Raw genomic sequence first — 20976 nt, forward strand, 5'->3', positions numbered from 1 at the left:
TGATCGCTGCCGTCAGAGACGTCTTGCCGTGGTCAACGTGGCCGATCGTCCCGATGTTAACGTGCGGCTTATTGCGCTCAAACTTACTCTTTGCCATTTTCGGCTCTCCGTTTTTCCTGTCCCCGAAGGGATCAATTCTTGTTATCGGTCAATTGGTATTCCGGTCACTTCTGACCGGAATACTTTGCCTGGATTTCCTGTGCGACGTTCGACGGGACCGGCGAATAATGATCGAAGGTCATGGTGTACTGCGCGCGGCCCTGAGACATGGAGCGCAGGTTGTCGACGTATTTGAACATGTTTGCCAGCGGGACGTTCGCGTTGATGACAACGGCGATACCGCGGCTCTCCTGCCCCTGGATCTGGCCACGACGCGAGTTCAGGTCGCCGATGACGTCGCCGACATAGTCTTCCGGCGTCACGACTTCGACCTTCATCATCGGCTCGAGGAGCTGGGCGCCAGCTTCGCGAGCTGCTTCACGGAAGCATGCACGTGCGGCGATTTCGAAGGCCAGGACCGACGAGTCGACGTCGTGGAAGGCACCGTCGATGAGCGTCGCCTTGACGCCGAGCATCGGGAAGCCTGCCAGCGGGCCCGAAGACAGGACGCTTTCGATGCCCTTCTGAACACCCGGGATGTATTCCTTCGGAACAGCACCGCCGACGATCTTGGACTCGAACTTGAAATCGTCGCCTTCCGGGTTCGGTTCGAACACGATCTTGACGCGAGCGAACTGACCGGTACCACCCGACTGCTTCTTGTGGGTGTAGTCCTTCTCGGTCTGACGCGTGATGGTTTCGCGGTAAGCAACCTGCGGCGCGCCGACGGTAGCTTCGACCTTGAACTCACGACGCATGCGGTCGACGATGATGTCGAGGTGAAGTTCACCCATGCCGGCAATGATCGTCTGACCCGATTCCTGGTCCGTCTTCACGCGGAAGGACGGATCTTCGGCAGCCAGGCGGTTGAGCGCGAGGCCCATCTTTTCCTGGTCGCCCTTGGTCTTCGGCTCGATCGCGATCTGGATGACCGGCTCGGGGAATTCCATGCGCTCGAGGATAACCGGCTTCAGCGGATCGCAGAGCGTATCGCCAGTGGTGGTTTCCTTGAGGCCGGCCAGAGCAACGATGTCGCCAGCGAAGGCTTCTTCGATGTCTTCACGCGAGTTGGAGTGCATCTGCAGCATGCGGCCGACGCGCTCGCGCTTGTCCTTGACCGTGTTCATGACCGACGCGCCCTTTTCGAGCTTGCCGGAATAGATACGGGCGAAGGTCAGCGAACCAACGAAGGGGTCGTTCATGATCTTGAACGCCAACATGGACAGCGGCTCGGCATCGTCAGCATGACGATGGATTTCGGCTTCCGTCTTGACGTCAATGCCCTTGATCGCCGGAATGTCGACCGGAGACGGCAGGTAATCGACGACGGCGTCGAGCAGCGGCTGAACGCCCTTGTTCTTGAAGGCGGTGCCGCAGAACATCGGGTGGAACTTGACGTCGATCGTACCGCGGCGGACGAGCGCGCGGATCTGATCGTTGTCCGGCAGGTTGCCTTCGAGGTAGGCTTCGGTCGCAGCTTCGTCGATCTCGACAACCGTCTCGATCAGCTTTTCGCGATATTCTTCAGCCTTGGCCTTCATGTCTTCCGGGATTTCGACAACGTCCCACTGAGCGCCGAGCGACTCGTCGCGCCAGATGAGAGCGTTCATCTCGATCAGGTCGACGACGCCCTTGAAATCGCTTTCAGCGCCGATCGGCAGCTGCATGACGACGGCGGTGGCGCCGAGGCGGGACTTGATCATCTCGACCGAGCGATAGAAGTCGGCGCCGGTCTTGTCCATCTTGTTGCAGAAGATCATGCGCGGAACATGATACTTCTCAGCCTGACGCCAGACGGTTTCCGTCTGCGGCTCAACACCTGCGTTGGCGTCGAGCAGCGCGATGGCGCCGTCGAGAACGCGCAGCGAACGCTCGACTTCGATGGTGAAGTCGACGTGGCCGGGGGTGTCGATGATGTTGAAGCGGCGCATCTTGCCGTCACGGCCCTTCCAGAAGGTCGTGGTGGCAGCGGAGGTGATCGTGATGCCACGCTCCTGCTCCTGCTCCATCCAGTCCATGGTGGCTGCGCCGTCGTGGACTTCGCCGATCTTGTGCGACTTGCCGGTGTAGTAAAGGATACGCTCGGTGGTCGTGGTCTTGCCGGCGTCGATGTGCGCCATGATACCGAAATTGCGGTAGTCTTCGATTTTATATTCGCGAGCCATAGTGGACTGCCTTTCGGGGAAACCGTTCGGGATTACCAGCGATAATGCGAGAACGCACGGTTGGCGTCTGCCATCTTGTGCGTATCTTCGCGCTTCTTGACGGCAGAGCCGCGGTTATTGGAGGCATCAAGAAGTTCGCCGCAGAGACGGTCGACCATGGTGGTTTCGTTGCGCTTACGGGCAGCAGCGATCAGCCAGCGAATGGCAAGAGCCTGACGACGCTCGGGACGAACATCGACCGGAACCTGATACGTAGCACCACCAACGCGGCGCGAACGGACTTCAACGTGCGGAGCGATGTTATCCAAAGCCTGATGGAACACACCGAGCGGCTCCTGCTTTGCCTTGCCCTGCACGGCGTCGAATGCGCCGTATACGATGTTTTCAGCTACGGACTTCTTGCCGTCCAGCATGATGGCATTCATGAACTTCGTGACGACCAGATCGCCGAACTTCGGGTCCGGATTGATCTCGCGCTTTTCTGCTCTGTGACGTCGGGACATACTTCTCGTCTCTCAACTGTTAGCGACGCTTTACAACGCGGAGAACCTCGCGCAGCGCCGGATTATCTGAAACCGAATTACTTCGGACGCTTTGCACCGTACTTGGAACGGCGCTGCTTGCGGTTCTTGACACCCTGGGTATCGAGAACGCCGCGGATGATGTGATAGCGAACACCCGGAAGGTCCTTAACGCGGCCGCCACGGATCATGACGACAGAGTGTTCCTGAAGGTTATGGCCTTCACCCGGGATGTAACCAATGACTTCGAAGCCGTTGGTCAGGCGGATCTTTGCGACCTTACGCAGAGCCGAGTTCGGCTTCTTCGGCGTCGTCGTGTAGACGCGGGTGCAAACACCGCGCTTCTGCGGGTTCTCCTGGAGAGCGGGAACCTTGTTACGCTTTACCTGCGCCTGGCGAGGCTTGCGGATCAGCTGGTTTACGGTAGGCATTCAACCATCCCTTGTAAATCTATCTCGACACCCTTGCGGGCTTAACTCTCGCCGTCTCCGGCAACGACACACGTTCGTCTCAATGCGCAAAACGTGGCCCGATCCGCTTTCGCAGATGGACCACAAAAAAGCAGAGGACGCGGTTAAACGCGTCTTGCGTGCAGCATTCGTGTCTTCAACGTGCGTTTAGAACCTTGTTTGAGGTGAACTCCAGAGCGCGTCGCTCCGAACAGCCATGCCTCACATGGGTCCTGATGGCGGCGGTACTACTGGTTTCCCGCCGGTTCGTCAAGGCCGGTTAAGAAATTATCTTTGTCATAAAGCCCGAAAAGGCCGGGCAAACCAGCCGTTTGGCGCCCGAAGCAAGGAAATGCCACCGCTCCGGCAAGATAGAGTTGGGTATTTCGTTAAAATCCCTATAAGGAATCACAGAAAGCCATTTTCATCGGACGGCAAGGGCACCCCAAGGAATCACCCGGCCGAATCGATAGCACCGAAGGAAGACTTATGATCACTGCGCCAGACAACGACAATAATTTCGACGGCCCCATGGTCTTCATCATCATCGGCAAGGGATATGAGTCCGACGGCGGCGAAGGCATCGACCTACATGTCATGCTGAAGGCGCCGGACGACGACACTGCCGTGCGCGAAGCGCTGAACGCCCTTGCGGAGGAAGGCTTCATCGAGGCCGATCTCGATCAGATCGGCATGCTGACCGACGTACCGGACGAGGAACCGCACGCCTCTGCCTATCAGGGCGCACTAGAAGGCGAAGTGGCAATCATCCGCTTCCGCTAGACGGGACGTCTGCTGCCTCACCCTCGCCTGCTCTTCACAATACAGATGCAAACAGAAACCGCCCGGATCACTCCGGGCGGTTTTGATTTTTAGCTTGGCGTCCAGCCGCTTATTCAGCGGCCGGGGCGTTCTCGTCGGCCATGTCCTGCAGCATCGGCGTGGCGACGGCGGCACCCGTGCCCTTGCGGCGCTCTTCCAGGATCAGCTCGTCGCGGGCCGTCGCGATACGGCGGATCTGCGTCATGGTGCCACCGGTACCGGCCGGGATGAGACGGCCGACGATGACGTTTTCCTTCAGACCCTGCAGACCGTCGGTCTTGCCGGCGATCGCAGCTTCCGTCAGCACTTTCGTCGTTTCCTGGAAGGACGCGGCGGAGATGAAGGACGGGGTCTGCAGCGACGCCTTTGTGATGCCGAGCAGAACCGGATCGCCGTAGGCGGGCTTCTTGCCTTCCTCGATCAGGCGGTCGTTGGCGTCTTCCAGTTCGATACGGTCGACATTGTCGCCGACGATATACTGGCTGTCGCCTGCATCGGTGATTTCCACCTTCTGCAGCATCTGACGGACAATCACTTCGATGTGCTTGTCGTTGATGACCACGCCCTGCAAGCGGTAGACTTCCTGGATTTCGTTGACGAGGTAGGAAGCCAGAGCCTCCACGCCCTTGATCGCCAGGATGTCATGCGGAGCCGGGTTACCGTCGAGGATGTAGTCACCCTTTTCGATATAGTCGCCTTCCTGAAGGTGGAAGGGCTTGCCCTTCGGGATCAGGTATTCGACCGGCTCGACACCGTCTTCCGCCGGCTCGATGATGACACGGCGCTTGTTCTTGTAGTCGCGGCCGAGGCGGATCGTACCATCGATCTCTGCGATGATGGCGTGGTCCTTCGGACGGCGGGCTTCGAACAGTTCGGCAACGCGCGGCAGACCACCGGTGATGTCCTTGGTCTTGGCGCTTTCCAGCGGCGAACGGGCAAGAACGTCGCCCTGCGACACCTTTGTGCCCGGCTCGACGGACAGGATCGCGTCGACTGAGAGCAGGAAGCGGGCTTCACCGCCACGCGACAGCTTGGCGACATTGCCGCTGGCGTCCTTGACGACGATTGCCGGCTTCAGATCCGAACCGCGCGGTGTCGAACGCCAGTCAATAACCTGGCGCTTGGTGATGCCGGTCGACTCGTCGGTCGCTTCGAGAACCGAGAGACCGTCGACGACGTCTTCGAAGTGCACCGTACCGGCCACTTCCGTCATCATCGGACGGGTATACGGATCCCATTCTGCGAGACGCTGGCCGCGCTTCACCTTGTCGCCATCGTCGACATATATCTTGGAGCCGTAGGCGACGCGCTGCGAAGAGCGTTCGACGCCGCGTTCGTCCAAGATCTGCACCGTCATGTTGCGGCCCATGGCAACCAGGTTGCCTTCGGAGTTGCGCAGCATGTTGCGGTTCCTGATCTGCACAGTGCCTTCATACGAAGCTTCCAGGAACGACTGGTCGACCACGGTCGCCGTGCCGCCCAAGTGGAAGGTACGCATGGTCAGCTGCGTGCCCGGCTCACCGATCGACTGAGCGGCGATGACGCCGACAGCTTCACCGATGTTGACCGGCGTACCGCGAGCAAGGTCGCGGCCGTAGCAGACCGAGCAGACGCCCGTCTGGATTTCGCAGGTCAGGGCCGAACGGATGCGGATCGACTGGATACCAGCTTTCTCGATCTCGACGACATCCGGCTCCAGGATCATCTTGCCGGCGTCAACGATGCGCTCGCCCGTGACCGGATGGTCGATATCGTCCAGTGCCGTGCGGCCGAGGATGCGGGCGCCGAGCGAGGCGACGACCTGACCGGCATCGACGATGGCGGTCATCGTGAGGCCAGTTTCGGTGCCGCAATCGACGTGCGTGACGATGCAATCCTGCGCGACGTCGACGAGACGGCGGGTCAGGTAGCCGGAGTTCGCGGTCTTCAAGGCGGTGTCTGCCAGACCCTTACGGGCGCCGTGCGTCGAGTTGAAGTACTCGTTCACGGTCAGGCCTTCCTTGAAGTTCGAGATGATCGGCGTCTCGATGATTTCGCCCGACGGCTTGGCCATGAGGCCGCGCATGCCGCCCAACTGACGCATCTGGTTCGGAGAACCACGAGCGCCCGAATGGCTCATCATGTAGATCGAGTTCATCGGCTTCTGGCGACCGGTCTTCTCGTCGAATTCGACGGCCTTAATGCGGGCCATCATTTCTTCGGCGACCTTTTCCGTGGCCTTGCCCCAAGCGTCGACAACCTTGTTGTACTTTTCGCCCTGGGTGATCAGGCCGTCATTGTACTGCTGCTCGTATTCCTTCACGAGCGCTTCGGTATCGCCGACGATCTTCGCCTTGGTGCTCGGGATGACCATGTCGTCCTTGCCGAACGAAATGCCGGCACGGCAGGCATGGGCGAAGCCGAGCTGCATGATGCGGTCGCAGAAAATGACCGTGTCCTTCTGGCCGCAATGACGGTAGACCGTGTCGATCATCTTTGAGATGTTCTTCTTGGTCATTTCCTGGTTGCAGATGTCGAAGGTCACCTTGCCGTGCTTCGGCAGCAGTTCGCCGATCAGCAGACGGCCAGGGGTCGTTTCATAGATCTTCGAATAGGGCTTGCCCTCTTCGTCGATCGACTTGAAGCGGCCGCGGATCTTCGAGTGCAGCGTCACGACCTTGTTTTCCAAAGCGTGATGCAGCTCGCCGAGATCGGAGAAGGCCATGCCTTCGCCTGGCTCGTTCTGATTCAGGATCGAGAGGTAGTAGAGACCGAGAACCATGTCCTGCGACGGAACGATGATCGGTGCGCCGTTTGCCGGATGCAGAATGTTGTTGGTCGACATCATCAGCACGCGGGCTTCGAGCTGGGCTTCGAGAGACAGCGGCACGTGAACGGCCATCTGGTCACCGTCGAAGTCGGCGTTGAAGGCCGTGCAGACGAGCGGGTGCAACTGGATCGCCTTGCCTTCGACCAGCATGGGTTCGAAGGCCTGGATACCCAGGCGGTGCAGCGTCGGTGCGCGGTTCAAGAGAACCGGATGCTCGCGGATGACCTCGTCTAGGATATCCCAAACTTCCGGCTTTTCCTTTTCAACCAGCTTCTTGGCCTGCTTGACGGTCGAGGAGTAACCCTTGGCGTCGAGGCGGGCGTAGATGAACGGCTTGAACAGCTCGAGCGCCATCTTCTTCGGCAGGCCGCACTGATGCAGCTTCAGTTCCGGACCGGTCACGATGACCGAACGGCCGGAATAGTCGACGCGCTTGCCGAGCAGGTTCTGACGGAAGCGGCCCTGCTTGCCCTTGAGCATGTCGGACAGCGACTTCAGCGGGCGCTTGTTGGCGCCGGTGATGACGCGGCCGCGACGGCCGTTGTCGAACAGCGCATCGACAGATTCCTGCAGCATGCGCTTTTCGTTGCGGATGATGATGCCCGGAGCGCGCAGTTCGATCAGGCGCTTCAGACGATTGTTACGGTTGATGACGCGGCGGTACAGATCGTTCAGGTCCGACGTCGCGAAACGGCCACCGTCGAGCGGCACCAGCGGGCGCAGGTCCGGCGGGATGACCGGAACGACCTTCATGATCATCCATTCCGGACGGTTGCCGGATTCCATGAAGTTCTCGACGATCTTCAGGCGCTTCATCAGCTTCTTCTGCTTGAGATCCGACGTGGTATCGGCAAGCTCGGAGCGCAGATCGCCGGCGATCTTCTCGAGGTTCATGCTGGCGAGCATCTCGTAGATCGCTTCAGCGCCGATCATGGCGGTGAACTGGTCTTCGCCATATTCGTCGACGGCGAGCATGTACTCTTCTTCCGTCAGGAGCTGGTGCTCCTTGAGCGCGGTGAGGCCCGGCTCGGTGACGATGTAGTTTTCGAAGTAGAGAACGCGCTCGACATCCTTCAGCGTCATGTCGAGCAGCGTGGAAATGCGGCTCGGCAGCGACTTCAGGAACCAGATGTGGGCAACGGGAGCGGCGAGCTCGATATGGCCCATGCGCTCACGGCGAACGCGCGACAGCGTGACTTCGACGCCGCACTTTTCGCAGATGATGCCCTTGTACTTCATGCGCTTGTACTTGCCGCACAGGCACTCGTAATCCTTGATCGGCCCGAAGATTCGCGCGCAGAAGAGACCATCGCGTTCCGGCTTGAACGTACGATAGTTGATCGTCTCCGGCTTCTTGATCTCACCATAAGACCAGGAAAGAATCTTCTCCGGCGATGCGATCGAAATCCGGATGGAATCGAAATTCTGTGCAGGCACCTGCGGATTGAAAAGATTCATGACCTCTTGGTTCATGCCTGTCTCCTTTAGGGGCGAAACGCCCTCGAATTGCAATCAGTGCCGGCAAATTCCCGGGAACCGGACTGACGCCTTAAAACGACAATAACCGCAGAATGCGGCGAAATCGTCCCTGCCTCGCGCCACACGAATTCGGGCGCCGGCGGGAACGGTGCGCGCTGACGGACAGCGCGCACCCTATCGGCTATTACTCGGCTGCGTCCGGAAGCTGGCCCGCTGCCTGCAGATCGTCGACCTTGGAGTTTTCCAATTCGACGCTGAGGCCCAGCGACCGCATTTCCTTGACGAGAACGTTGAAGCTCTCCGGAATGCCCGCTTCGAAGGTGTCGTCGCCACGGACGATCGCTTCGTAGACCTTGGTGCGGCCGGCCACGTCGTCCGACTTGACCGTGAGCATTTCCTGCAGCGTGTAGGCTGCGCCGTAAGCTTCGAGCGCCCAGACTTCCATTTCGCCGAAGCGCTGACCGCCGAACTGCGCCTTGCCGCCCAGCGGCTGCTGGGTGACGAGCGAGTACGGGCCGATCGAGCGAGCGTGGATCTTGTCGTCGACCAAGTGGTTGAGCTTCAGCATGTAGATGTAGCCAACCGTGACCTGGCGGTCGAACTGCTCGCCGGTACGACCGTCATAGAGCGTCGACTGACCGGTCTGCTTCAAACCTGCCATCGCGAGCATCTCGTTAACGTCGACTTCGCCGGCGCCGTCGAAGACCGGGGTCGCGATAGACACGCCACGCTTCCACTGGTCTGCAAGGCGCAGAACCGAGTCGTTGTCATACTCGCGAACCTCGTCGCTCTTCGGACCGTCGCCGACGACCATATCGATCGTCTGGCGCAGGGGCTCGATGTTGCCGCTTGCCTTATAGGCTTCGATCAGCTCGCCGATCTGACGACCCATGCCGGCGCAAGCCCAGCCGAGGTGCGTCTCGAGGATCTGACCGACGTTCATGCGCGACGGCACGCCGAGCGGGTTGAGCACGATGTCGACATGCGTGCCGTCTTCGAGGAACGGCATGTCTTCGACCGGCACGATGCGCGATACGACGCCCTTGTTGCCATGACGGCCGGCCATCTTGTCGCCCGGCTGGATCTTGCGCTTCACAGCGACGAAGACCTTGACCATCTTCATGACGCCCGGAGGCATTTCGTCACCGCGCTGGACCTTCTCGACCTTGTCCATGAAGCGCTGTTCGAGGCGCGACTTGGACTCGTCGTACTGGCCGCGCAGAGCTTCGAGCTCGCCCTGAACCTTTTCGTCCTCGACGGCGAACATCCACCACTGCGAGCGCGGATATTCGGAGACGACGGCGTTGGACAGCTCCGTGCCCTTCTTGAAGCTCTTCGGACCGGCAAGTGCTACCTGGCCGCGGAGCATCTCGATCAGACGGCCGTAGACGTTACGGTCGAGGATCGCCTGCTCGTCGTCGCGGTCCTTGGCGAGGCGTTCGATCTCTTCGCGCTCGATCGCCATGGCGCGTTCGTCCTTCTCGACGCCGTGGCGGTTGAAGACGCGAACTTCGACGACCGTACCGTAGGTGCCGGGCGGCATGCGCATGGAGGTGTCGCGAACGTCGGACGCCTTTTCACCGAAGATGGCGCGCAGAAGCTTTTCTTCCGGCGTCATCGGGCTTTCGCCCTTCGGCGTGATCTTGCCGACGAGGATATCGCCCGGCTGAACTTCAGCACCGATGTAAACGATGCCGGCTTCGTCCAGGTTCTTCAGCGCTTCTTCCGAAACGTTCGGAATGTCGCGGGTGATTTCTTCCGGACCGAGCTTGGTGTCGCGCGCCATCACTTCGAATTCTTCGATGTGAATGGAGGTGAACACGTCGTCGGCAACGATACGCTCGGAGAGCAGGATCGAGTCTTCGTAGTTGTAGCCGTTCCACGGCATGAACGCGACGAGCACGTTGCGGCCGAGTGCGAGATCGCCCAGATCGGTCGACGGACCGTCTGCCAGGATGTCGCCCTTGTTGACCACGTCACCGACGGTGACCAGCGGACGCTGGTTGACGCAGGTGTTCTGGTTCGAACGCTGGAACTTCATCAGGCGGTAGATATCGACGCCGGACTTCGACGGATCGAGGTCTTCGGTGGCGCGAATAACGATACGCGTTGCGTCGACCTGGTCGACCACGCCGCCGCGACGGGCGCCGATAGCAGCACCGGAGTCACGAGCAACGACTGGCTCCATGCCGGTGCCAACGAACGGAGCTTCGGCGCGCAGCAACGGCACGGCCTGACGCTGCATGTTCGAGCCCATGAGAGCACGGTTGGCGTCGTCGTTTTCCAGGAACGGGATCAGAGCGGCTGCGACCGAAACCAGCTGCTTCGGCGAGACGTCCATCAGGTTGATGTTGTCGCGCGGAGCGAGCATGACTTCGCCGGCATGACGGCAGACGACGAATTCCTCGATGAAGGAGCCGTCGGCGTCGAGCTCGGCGTTGGCCTGGGCAACGTAGTACTTCGCCTCTTCCATGGCGGAGAGGTAGAGCACATCGTTGGTCACCTTACCGTCGATGATGCGGCGATAAGGGCTTTCGATGAAGCCGTACTTGTTGACGCGGGCAAAGGTCGCCAGCGAGTTGATGAGACCGATGTTCGGACCTTCCGGCGTTTCGATCGGGCAAATACGACCGTAGTGCGTGGGATGCACGTCGCGGACTTCGAAGCCGGCGCGTTCGCGGGTCAGACCGCCCGGACCAAGAGCCGAGAGACGGCGCTTGTGGGTGATTTCCGAAAGCGGGTTCACCTGGTCCATGAACTGCGACAGCTGCGAGGAGCCGAAGAATTCGCGAACGGCGGCAGCGGCCGGCTTCGCGTTGATCAGATCCTGCGGCATGACCGTGTCGATTTCGATCGAGGACATGCGTTCCTTGATCGCGCGCTCCATGCGCAGCAGGCCGAGACGATACTGGTTTTCCATCAGCTCGCCGACCGAGCGAACGCGACGGTTGCCGAGGTTGTCGATGTCGTCGATTTCGCCCTTGCCGTCGCGCAGTTCAACCAGCATCTTGACCACGGCCAGGATGTCGTCCTTGCGCAGAATGCGGACGGTGTCTTCGACGTCGAGGTCGAGACGCATGTTCATCTTCACGCGGCCGACGGCGGAGAGGTCATAGCGCTCCGCATCGAAGAACAGCGAGTTGAACATGGCTTCGGCCGATTCCATGGTCGGCGGTTCACCCGGACGCATAACGCGGTAGATGTCGAACAGAGCGTCCTGACGGTTCTCGTTCTTATCAGCAGACAGCGTGTTGCGGATGTAGGCGCCGACATTGATATGGTCGATGCCGAGAACCGGGATTTCGTCGAAACCAGCCTTGAGGATGATCGGCAGGGTCTTTTCGTCAATTTCGTCGCCGGCTTCGAGATAGATCTCACCGGTCTGGAAGTTGACGATGTCTTCCGCCAGGAACAGCCCGTACAACTCTTCGTCGGTAGCCTTGAGGGCCTTGAGGCCCTTTTCCTGCAACTGACGCAGCAGGCGCGGGGTCAGCTTCTTGCCACCTTCGACCACGACTTCGCCGGTGTCGGCGTCGATCATGTCGGCAACAGTCTTTGCGCCCTTCAGCGTTTCCGCCTTGAAAGGAATGCGCCAGCCTTGGCCGTCGCGCTGGTAGAGCGACTTCGTATAGAAGGTCGACAGGATTTCTTCGCCGTCCATGCCGAGCGCCATCAAGAGCGACGTCACCGGAATCTTGCGGCGGCGGTCGATACGGGCGTAGACGATGTCCTTGGCGTCGAACTCGATATCGAGCCAGGAGCCACGATACGGGATGACGCGAGCAGCAAAGAGCAGCTTGCCGGAAGAGTGGCTCTTGCCCTTGTCGTGATCGAAGAAGACGCCCGGCGAACGGTGCATCTGGGACACGATAACGCGTTCGGTGCCGTTCACGATGAACGTACCGTTGTTCGTCATGAGCGGCATGTCGCCCATGTAAACGCTCTGTTCCTTGATGTCCTTGATGGACTTCGCACCCGTGTCCTCATCGATATCGAACACGATCAGACGGAGAGTGACCTTCAGCGGCGCAGCGTAGGTCAGGTCGCGCTGGCGGCACTCGTCGACGTCGAACTTCGGCGGTTCGAATTCATAGGACACGAACTCCAGCATAGAGGCGCCGGAGAAATCGGTGATCGGGAAAACCGACTTGAAGACGGCCTGGAGACCCTCGTCAGGGCGGCCGCCCTTGGGCTCTTCGACCATTAGGAACTGATCGTAGGATGCCTTCTGAACCTCGATGAGGTTCGGCATCTCTGCGACTTCGGGAATCTTACCAAAAAACTTGCGTACGCGCCTGCGACCATTGAACGAAAGGGTCTGAGCCATCGTCGCTCCTTTAAAATCCTGCACCCGGGCCTGCAACGGATGGGAACCGCTGGCCAGGCGATCCCATCAATCAATGAGTAGTTCAATCTCGTCTAACTGACCGAAAACCGCTCGGCACGGATTGCGTCGCGGTTCGGTCTGAGACCATCCTCTTGAAGAACCCATTACCCAAAAGCCGTTTTGCCCGCGGCTTTTGGGTAATTTGTTCAGAAAAACGGCAAATGGGAGGCGGCAAAACGCCACCTCCCAAAGCAGTTTCAAGCTTACTTGACGTCGGCCTTTGCGCCAGCGTCTTCGAGCTTCTTCTTGATGTCAGCAGCTTCAGCCTTGGAAACGCCTTCCTTGACAGCCTTCGGAGCAGCCTCGACGAGGTCCTTGGCTTCCTTGAGGCCGAGACCGGTGATGGCGCGGACTTCCTTGATGACGTTGATCTTGTTCGCGCCGGCATCAGCGAGGATGACGTCGAACTCGGTCTTTTCTTCTTCAACAGCAGCAGCAGCGCCGCCAGCACCACCAGCAACGGCAGCAACAGCTACCGGAGCAGCGGCGGAAACGCCCCACTTTTCTTCGAGAAGCTTGGACAGTTCTGCGGCTTCGAGAACGGTCAGCGAGGAGAGGTCTTCAACGATCTTTGCGAGATCAGCCATTTTTGTAGTTCCTTTTGTTCGGTTCGAACTGGTTGATTATGAACAGCGAAAAACCGCCTTACGCGGCTTCGTCCTTCTTGGCGTAGGCCGAGAACACACGAGCAAGCTGGCTTGCCGGTGCTGCAACCACACCTGCGATGCGGGTAGCCGGCGTCTGGATCATGCCCAGCAGCTTCGCGCGCAGCTCGTCCAGCGAAGGCAGGGTCGCGAGCGACTTAACACCTTCGGGGTTGAGTGTGGTTGTTCCCATGGCGCCGCCCAGAACAACGATCTTGTCATTGCTCTTGGCGAAATCCACGACGACCTTCGGAGCGGTAATCGGATCGGTGCTGTATGCGATCAGCGTCTGACCCGTGAAGAGATTGGAAATCCCTTCCGCATCCGTGCCCTGAAGAGCAATCTTGGCCAGGCGGTTCTTCGCGACTTTGACGGTACCGCCAGCTGCGCGCATCTTGGAACGAAAGTCGTTCATCTGTGCGACTGTGGCACCAGCATAGTGGGCCACGACAACCGAGCCCGAAGCCTTGAAGACTTCGTTCAGTTCCGTGACGAATTCGCGTTTTTCCGCTCTTTCCACTGCTTTTCTCCAGTTGACAGGACCGGGTTAACGGACCTGCCGGGTTGCCTTTTGCCTCCTGGGATCAGAGGAGATCCCAAGCGACGCTTGAGGATCCTGTCCCCTCGCGCTCGAGCCCTAAGGCTCCAAGGCACAAGGCATCCAAGGCTCGAACCGAGTTCATCGAAGCAGAACTTCTTCAAAATTCGGGTCTTACCCGTCTCATGCAGGCAAAGTGATTAAGGTCTCAACCACCTGCAATCTCGGACAGGAATTCCGGATTTCTCCGGATATCCCGGCCCCGAAGGGCCAGGAATTCTTAAATGCCGGGCAGCGGGCCCAGCAGAACGATTAGGCGCTCGGCGCCGTAACCGTCGACGGCTCGATCTTGACACCCGGGCCCATGGTCGAAGAGATGGCTACGCGCTTGACGTAGTTGCCCTTTGCACCAGCCGGCTTCGCCTTGATGACGGCGTCTGCGAAGGCACGGATGTTTTCTTCCAGAGCCTTGGCATCGAAGGAGGCCTTGCCGATACCGGCATGCACGATACCAGCCTTCTCGACGCGGAACTCGACAGCGCCGCCCTTGGAGGCTTCGACAGCACCCTTGACGTCCATGGTGACGGTGCCGACCTTCGGGTTCGGCATCATGCCGCGCGGGCCGAGGACCTTACCGAGACGGCCGACGAGCGGCATCATGTCCGGGGTCGCGATGCAACGATCGAAGTCGATCTTGCCGCCCTGGACGATTTCAACCAGGTCTTCAGCGCCGACGATGTCTGCGCCAGCAGCCTTGGCTTCGTCAGCCTTGGCGCCACGAGCGAAGACGGCAACGCGAACCGAGCGGCCGGTGCCGTTCGGCAGGTTGACGACGCCACGGACCATCTGGTCGGCGTGACGCGGGTCGACACCGAGGTTCATGGCGACTTCGATGGTTTCGTCGAACTTGGCGACAGCCCGTTCCTTGACCATGCCGATAGCCTGGGTCAGAGCATAGAGCTTGGTGGGATCAACGCCTTCGCGGATCTTCTGAATACGCTTTGCTACCATGATCTTAACCTACCACTTCCAGGCCCATGGCGCGGGCAGAGCCCTCGATCATGGCCATTGCGCCTTCTATATCGGCGGCGTTCAGATCCTTCATCTTGGCTTCGGCAATCGACTTGACCTGAGCCTTGGTGAGCGTGCCAGCCTTGGCACCCTTGCCGGGGGTCTTCGAGCCGGACTGGATCTTCGCTTCCTTCTTCAGGAAGTAGCTGACCGGCGGCTGCTTCATTGCGAAGGTAAAGGACTTGTCCTGGTAGTAGGTGATGACGACCGGGATCGGCATACCCTTTTCCATTTCCTGCGTGGCGGCATTGAACGCCTTGCAGAATTCCATGATGTTAATGCCACGCTGACCAAGCGCAGGACCGATCGGCGGCGACGGATTCGCCGAGCCGGCCTTAACCTGCAGCTTGAGCTGGCCTGCAACTTTCTTAGCCATTTCTCTCTGCCTTTCTACATGACCGGTCACCCGGCCGACTAATGCCGGATCACTCCGGCGGCTGCGGTTGCGTGGTGCGGATCAAAAGGCCCGGCTAAGACCCCCGCCCTTCCACGCGGATTGCGGCACTGCCGCAGGATGTAAGTAAACTCTTACTTACATCCGAATTCAACCGAAAGATCAGACCTTTTCGACCTGACTGTATTCCAGCTCGACCGGCGTAGCGCGGCCGAAAATCGACACTTCCACCTTCAGGCGCGAACGCTCTTCGTCCACATCCTGAACCGTGCCGTTGAACGAAGCGAACGGGCCGTCGGAAACGCGGACCTGCTCGCCGATCTCGAAGGATACGGAAGCCTTCGGCCGTTCGACACCTTCCTGAACCTGACCGAGAATGCGCTCGGCTTCATAATCCGGTATCGGAACGGGCTTATTGTCGGAGCCGAGAAAGCCTGTGACCTTCGGCGTATTCTTGATCAGATGGTAGGCTTCATCCGTCAGGTTGGCGCGCACCAGCACATAACCCGGGAAGAACTTGCGCTCGCTATCAACCTTGCGGCCGCGGCGCACTTCAACCACCTTTTCGGTCGGCACGAGAATCTTTTCAAACAGATGCTCGAGCCCCTTCTGCTTGGCCTTCTCCTCGATGGATTCAGCCACCTTCTTTTCGAAATTAGAATAAGCGTGGACGATGTACCAACGTGCCGCCATGTTCATCTCCACCCGATATCAATTGCCGGTATTCAGCACATAGCCGAGAACCCAGCCGATGAGCTGGTCAGCAGCAAAGAAAAACAACGAGGCGAAAATGACCATGACAAGCACCATCACCGTCGAGATCATCGTCTCGCGGCGGGACGGCCAAGTGATTTTCGCCGTCTCGGAGCGGACCTGCTGCAGAAACGCTAGTGGATTCGTTTTGGATGCCATTGACTGCCCACGCAATTACGGCGCGTAAAGCTGAACATATCAGCCCCACGCACCGCGTGTCTGTTGAACCCTACATAAACACCGATTCCCAATTTAACAAGAGGGAATTCGGTGCTTTCGAAAATTTGCCGCCAATCCGGCATAATCCCTGACCCAATAAGCTGCAAAACACGACGCGCTAGTCGATTCAAGGAACGTGGCAGGGGCAGCAGGGCTCGAACCTACGACCTGCGGTTTTGGAGACCGCCGCTCTACCAACTGAGCTATACCCCTTCATGCTTTGAACATTCGCACCGACCAGTTGTCTGCCAGGGTGCCGTCCGAAGACATGGCGCTCCTTTAAGACGGGACGAAACGATTGGCAAGCCCGTTTTTCGTTTTTTCCCAAGAGGCTGTGCAGTATCAAGGGAGGCAAGCGATCGTCGCGCGGCCGGCGGCTGACATTGCAGCGCGTGCAGCGCCTCCCAATGACCTGGTGGAGACAGCTCTCAGCCTTCCTTTTGTCCTCCCGGCGCTCCGCTGGGCTTCCGCTTGAGGAATTTCGGCTTCAGACGGCGCAGAAAATTGTCCGTGGAGCGAATCACATTGGTCAACGAGATCAGCTTGTCGACTTCCGCGTCGGTATTGCTGAGCCGCTCGGACAATACTTCCGCGACCGCCAGCGAAATCTCGGCAGGTGGAATTTCGCAAAAGCGTTCGGCCAGCTTGGCATAGGCGTTGGCCGATACGCCGCCATGAATGGCGATCTTCCCCAATCGGGCGAAGAGACGCAGAAAGGTCTGCTCGAAGGTCCAGTCGTGAACCGACACCACCCTCCATTTCTCGCTGCGCTTCGCCGAAAACCCGGCAAGCACGATGGCGCCGGGCAATTTCAGATCGCTCAACCAGAGCGCCATGGCAAAGCCGCTGGTCGGCGTCTTACCCTCTGTGTAGAAATCATTGCAAAAGCCGACGAGGTCGAGATGGCCCGTCGGGGCGCCCTGGAAATCGGCGGCGGGATTCAGTTTTTCCTCGAGCCCGAGGCGGATGTTCATGATCCCGAGGAAATACTCCTTCGGGAAGAATTTGACGACATCGCCGACCTCACCCCGATAAACGATATTGGCGCCGCGCGGCTGTCCGCGCGAGATCAACAGCGAATGCCGGTGGAACGGGCGATCCAGGACCTTGTAGACCTTATTGAAGAAGACGAAGAGCGCGGTCGGCGGAAATTGTGCCTGAAGGCTATCAATATCGACCGCATCGCTGTTTGCGACAAGAACGATATGGGAGAAAGCCGCAAGTACGCACCGCCAATCGTCGGTGGTCGTCAAACCCGCGGCGGCTCCCGCAACCGGAAAGCCAATCTTGCCGGTTCCTGTTTCGGAGGTAACGTCCTGATCCAACTCCGTCATTTCTGCTGGACGTACAACATGCGATCACGCATGGCGAACCACTCGTCAGAATAATCATCGTTGCGATACTCGTCGAAATACGGACCGCCATCGGTGAAGTGCACCAGTTGCGCATCCGACCGGTAATCGTATTCGTTGACGAGATAATTCCAGGTCACTGGTACCTCGCCGATCTGATCGTCGCTTTCCAGCCACTTGAATTGATGAAGCTGCAGCCCCGTTGCGGTGTTGACGTAATCCTTCGTCAATGCGTGGCACTTGGCATTGTTGAAGAGGATCATGCTCGACCAGTTCTTCTTTTCGTATTTCGTCTGGGTCTGGCCAAGGAACTTCGTTTCGATCTTCGGCTGATAGTCGTGCTTGACGCACATTGCGGAGTAGCGATCGTCGCGCAGCTTCCAGAGTTCGGCAATATCGGCGCGGGCGAGCATGTCGCAATCCATGAAGATGCTCCAGCCCTCGTAATTGCTGAGATAGGGAACCAGGAAGCGTGAGAAGGAAAACTCGGTCGACTGCAACGGATTGCGCTCGCGCGTGAAAATGCCATCGAGATTGCTGAGCACGATCGGCGAAAACACCACCGGGATCGAAGAGCGCTCGATTATGCTTTGCGCGAGGACGTGATAGGCAACGACCTCCTTGGAATCGAAGCCAACAAAAATACGTGCAATACCGTCGTTCATAGTCCCTCCGAAACGGCTGACCGCCAAAGAGATCAGCCGGCTGAATAGCCTTTCACCGCAACGCAAATCGCGCCGCCCTGACATCACCGCGGGCCTGCAAGCCACATGATGTTCATTCAGTACACGAATCGCGAATGCGACTGCAATTTCCAGGACACTTCTCGCGAACGCAAACCTACTTACTTCAACCGGGATATTTGTCGAGTGTTTGCGGAAGCATTTTTAGTGTTCTTCCGTAACAAATGGAGAGGCATCCCTCCCCCTTGGCGGGAGTTTTCAGCCGGGCCCCGACGGCGCCCGGCTTCATTGTGGCCGTCAGTGCGGCCTCATACCTTCACGTAACGGCGCCAGTTATGCTCTTCCTTGAAGCCCAGAACCTCGCGAATCTTGCGGTTGGAGAGCAGGCCTTCATACTCGCCGATTTCGCGGGTGAAGGGCACGTTCGGAAAATACTGAGCCGCAAGCTCGCGCGACGGCGTGTTGGCCGACACCGTGTCGTTGGCGGCGTTGAATACCTGAAAGCCGAGGCCACTCTTTTCGATGCAGAGATGCACGATCTGGCCGAGATCGCGGGCGTCGATATAGCTCCAGGCGATGCGCTTGCGGATACTGGTGTCGGCGAAATACTCCGGGAAGTGCTCATATTCATGAGGCTCGATGACGTTGCCGATGCGCAGCGCGTAGATGTCGATACCGAAACGCTCGGCGAAGGCGCGCGCCGTCTTTTCGTTCAAGACCTTCGACAGGCCGTAGGAATCCATCGGATTGACATCATAGTCCTCTTCCAGCGGGAACTGGTGGAAATCGCGATGGCCTTCCGCAAAGCAGACACCATAGGTCGTCTCGCTGGAGGCGACGATGATCTTCTTGACGCCGAGCTTTGCCGCAGCTTCGATGACGTTGTAAGTACCCATCGTGTTGATGCGGAAAGTCTCGTTGTCAGGCTTGATCAAAATGCGCGGTATGGCAGCAAAATGCACAACAGCGTCGAAAGCCTGCACACCCTTGCCCTGATCGAGATCGGGGAAATCCCGATGCATCGTGAGTACGTTGTAGATTTGTCCCGCGTCGGTGATATCGGCATTCAGATTGGTAACGCCGGGGCTGTCCAGCGGCACGAGATCGACATTGTGGACCTCGTATCCGGCACTGACCAGCCAGGGAACGGTATGACGCCCGGCCTTGCCGCTGCCGCCGGTAAACAAAAGACGCTTTTTCATGAAAAATCCTCCTGGTGAAATCGAGCGATAGATAGCCCCTTTCCCGTATTTCGCAAGGCGGGCGAAGCGGTTAGATTGCCTCAGCCGCCGGCGCGTGACGGGCTTCCCAACCACAATTTTGTGATGCCGTAGCGAAAAGGAGCCAAAGAGCAAATGCGCCCGATCAGGCTTGTCGACTATGACCCCGCATGGCCCGCCCTCTTCGAGAGCCGGCGCGCGGCGATCGCCGCCCTGCTCGGCGAACCGGCTGATATGCACCATATTGGCAGCACATCCGTCCCCGGACTTTGCGCCAAGCCCAAGCTCGATATCGATGCTGTGCTCTTATCGGATGAAGCAAGGGTCAGCGCCACCGAGCGCCTGAAGAAAGATGGCTATGCCTTTCACGGCGATCTGAACGGGGCCGGCAGATGGGCTTTCACCAAGGACGAAATGCCTTGCGGTACGCGCCTCTATCTTTGCATACCGGACAACCCCGCCCATCGTGACCGTATCCTCTTTCGCGACTACCTGCGGTCTCATCCCGCAGCCGCCGCGAACTATGCTGAATTGAAGCGGCGGCTGGCTTTCGAGGCCGAGGGCGATTGGGATCACTACACCGGCGGCAAGAGCGATTTTGTCGCCGATATTCTCCGCAGAGCTCTGGCCGAGCTGAAATAGCCCACCTACGTCACCGACCGGAGACGTCTGGCAATTTTGTTTATGGCGGCTACTTCCGCAGATGCTCCAGTACATGCGTAACGCAATGATCTAGCGAAAGCTTGCTGGTATCGAAGATCTCGCAGCCGTGCAGGTCAGCCTCCCTGCGCAGATAGGCCGCCCAGTTCATCATGTTTTGATCCGCCAGCTCGGGTTGGCCTCTCCCGGCCGTGAGCCGTTGCGCCCTCGTTACGTCGTCGCAATCGACCAATAGCAGCCTGTAGCCGTCGATACCTGCCGCCGCGGCCGCTTCCGCAATGAAGGAAATCCGCATCTGCCCTTCGAACAGGACCGGCTTTCCCTGGTGCGCGACTTTCGCTAAGTGCGCCATCCATTCGATCGTCTTGTCACGCCGCCAGGCCTCCGGCGAACCGTGATCCCTGATCATCCTATCCACCGGTGGCACCCCGATGCTGTCGAACCGATAGACCGCAAAATCGTCCGGATAGCTCTCGGCAATCGCCTCGGCAATTGCCGTCTTTCCGGAACCGGATGCGCCTGTCAGAACGATCAATCCCATCGGCCTCCCCCGAAATGCGAAAGGCCCCGCTGTTTCCAGCGGGGCCTTCGTAACCACGAATAATCCAGAGATTACTCGACGATGCTGGCGACGATGCCGGCGCCGACGGTGCGGCCGCCTTCGCGGATAGCGAAGCGCAGCTTTTCTTCCATCGCGATCGGAACGATCAG

19 protein-coding genes and 1 tRNA gene are annotated in these 20976 nt (G+C 58.9%); 2 read left to right on the top strand and 18 right to left on the bottom strand.

All coding sequences use genetic code 11. The annotated features are described in order from the left end of the window. The 4 genes from PY649_RS33490 to rpsL form a co-directional block, all read right to left on the bottom strand. On the bottom strand, positions 1 to 97 hold a 97-nt coding region (locus tag PY649_RS33490), incomplete at its 3' end, for a GTP-binding protein (protein ID WP_133624442.1). A gap of 67 nt (positions 98 to 164) precedes the next feature. Continuing rightward, entirely contained in the window at positions 165 to 2264 is a 2100-nt protein-coding gene (gene fusA, locus PY649_RS33495; RefSeq protein ID WP_285873325.1) for an elongation factor G, read from the bottom strand. A 32-nt stretch (positions 2265 to 2296) separates the two neighbouring features. Further along, on the bottom strand, positions 2297 to 2767 hold the full coding sequence (rpsG, locus tag PY649_RS33500) for a 30S ribosomal protein S7 (RefSeq protein ID WP_028755233.1): 471 nt from the start codon (positions 2765 to 2767) through the stop codon (positions 2297 to 2299). 77 nt (positions 2768 to 2844) lie between these two features. Beyond that, entirely contained in the window at positions 2845 to 3216 is a 372-nt protein-coding gene (gene rpsL / locus PY649_RS33505; RefSeq protein ID WP_003507760.1) for a 30S ribosomal protein S12, read from the bottom strand. Between the two features lie 507 nt (positions 3217 to 3723). Between rpsL and PY649_RS33510 the strand changes: the two genes are divergently transcribed. Continuing rightward, the gene (locus PY649_RS33510) at positions 3724 to 4017 is read left to right on the top strand and encodes a transcriptional regulator (RefSeq protein WP_285873327.1); all 294 of its coding nucleotides are present in this window, start codon (positions 3724 to 3726) and stop codon (positions 4015 to 4017) included. Between the two features lie 109 nt (positions 4018 to 4126). On the opposite strand, the gene rpoC is transcribed toward PY649_RS33510, so the two are convergent. The 12 genes from rpoC to PY649_RS33570 all read right to left on the bottom strand — a co-directional run bounded on the left by rpoC (position 4127) and on the right by PY649_RS33570 (position 19587). Beyond that, positions 4127 to 8338: a DNA-directed RNA polymerase subunit beta' gene (gene rpoC / locus PY649_RS33515; RefSeq protein WP_285873328.1), complete on the bottom strand. Its 4212-nt coding sequence runs from the start codon at positions 8336 to 8338 to the stop codon at positions 4127 to 4129. 190 nt (positions 8339 to 8528) lie between these two features. Beyond that, positions 8529 to 12671, bottom strand: coding sequence for a DNA-directed RNA polymerase subunit beta (gene rpoB, locus PY649_RS33520; RefSeq protein WP_285873330.1), 4143 nt, complete (start codon positions 12669 to 12671; stop codon positions 8529 to 8531). A 263-nt stretch (positions 12672 to 12934) separates the two neighbouring features. Then, a complete protein-coding gene (gene rplL / locus PY649_RS33525) occupies positions 12935 to 13318 on the bottom strand; it encodes a 50S ribosomal protein L7/L12 (protein ID WP_104822779.1) in 384 nt (127 codons plus the stop codon). 58 nt (positions 13319 to 13376) lie between these two features. Beyond that, the gene (gene rplJ, locus PY649_RS33530; RefSeq protein ID WP_028755228.1) at positions 13377 to 13895 is read right to left on the bottom strand and encodes a 50S ribosomal protein L10; all 519 of its coding nucleotides are present in this window, start codon (positions 13893 to 13895) and stop codon (positions 13377 to 13379) included. Positions 13896 to 14225: 330 nt separating this feature from the next. Then, on the bottom strand, positions 14226 to 14924 hold the full coding sequence (gene rplA, locus PY649_RS33535; protein WP_285873331.1) for a 50S ribosomal protein L1: 699 nt from the start codon (positions 14922 to 14924) through the stop codon (positions 14226 to 14228). A 4-nt stretch (positions 14925 to 14928) separates the two neighbouring features. Beyond that, complete coding sequence (rplK, locus tag PY649_RS33540; RefSeq protein WP_104822776.1) at positions 14929 to 15360, bottom strand: 50S ribosomal protein L11; 432 nt, start codon at positions 15358 to 15360, stop codon at positions 14929 to 14931. A 180-nt stretch (positions 15361 to 15540) separates the two neighbouring features. Then, entirely contained in the window at positions 15541 to 16071 is a 531-nt protein-coding gene (gene nusG, locus PY649_RS33545) for a transcription termination/antitermination protein NusG (RefSeq protein WP_075857230.1), read from the bottom strand. Positions 16072 to 16089: 18 nt separating this feature from the next. Next, the gene (secE, locus tag PY649_RS33550) at positions 16090 to 16290 is read right to left on the bottom strand and encodes a preprotein translocase subunit SecE (RefSeq protein WP_285873332.1); all 201 of its coding nucleotides are present in this window, start codon (positions 16288 to 16290) and stop codon (positions 16090 to 16092) included. Between the two features lie 197 nt (positions 16291 to 16487). After that, positions 16488 to 16563 (bottom strand) — tRNA-Trp (locus PY649_RS33555). A gap of 215 nt (positions 16564 to 16778) precedes the next feature. Next, positions 16779 to 17636, bottom strand: a complete 858-nt coding sequence (locus PY649_RS33560) for a 3-deoxy-manno-octulosonate cytidylyltransferase (protein ID WP_432761456.1) — start codon at positions 17634 to 17636, stop codon at positions 16779 to 16781. A 44-nt stretch (positions 17637 to 17680) separates the two neighbouring features. Then, a complete protein-coding gene (locus PY649_RS33565; protein WP_285873334.1) occupies positions 17681 to 18367 on the bottom strand; it encodes a glycosyltransferase family protein in 687 nt (228 codons plus the stop codon). Positions 18368 to 18693: 326 nt separating this feature from the next. After that, positions 18694 to 19587, bottom strand: a complete 894-nt coding sequence (locus tag PY649_RS33570) for an NAD-dependent epimerase/dehydratase family protein (protein ID WP_285873335.1) — start codon at positions 19585 to 19587, stop codon at positions 18694 to 18696. Between the two features lie 153 nt (positions 19588 to 19740). On the opposite strand from PY649_RS33570, the gene PY649_RS33575 reads away from it, so the two are divergent. After that, on the top strand, positions 19741 to 20247 hold the full coding sequence (locus PY649_RS33575; RefSeq protein WP_285873336.1) for a GrpB family protein: 507 nt from the start codon (positions 19741 to 19743) through the stop codon (positions 20245 to 20247). A gap of 49 nt (positions 20248 to 20296) precedes the next feature. Here the strand turns inward: PY649_RS33575 and PY649_RS33580 are convergent, their stop codons facing one another. Then, positions 20297 to 20806 (bottom strand): P-loop nucleotide/nucleoside kinase family protein, encoded by a 510-nt coding sequence (locus tag PY649_RS33580; RefSeq protein WP_285873337.1) that lies wholly within the window; start codon positions 20804 to 20806, stop codon positions 20297 to 20299. A 71-nt stretch (positions 20807 to 20877) separates the two neighbouring features. Continuing rightward, positions 20878 to 20976: EF-Tu C-terminal domain-related protein (locus PY649_RS33585; protein WP_018099700.1), on the bottom strand; the 99-nt coding region annotated here is incomplete at its 5' end.

The sequence above is a fragment of the Rhizobium mayense genome (genome assembly GCF_030272705.1).
In the GTDB taxonomy this organism is placed as follows: domain Bacteria; phylum Pseudomonadota; class Alphaproteobacteria; order Rhizobiales; family Rhizobiaceae; genus Rhizobium; species Rhizobium mayense.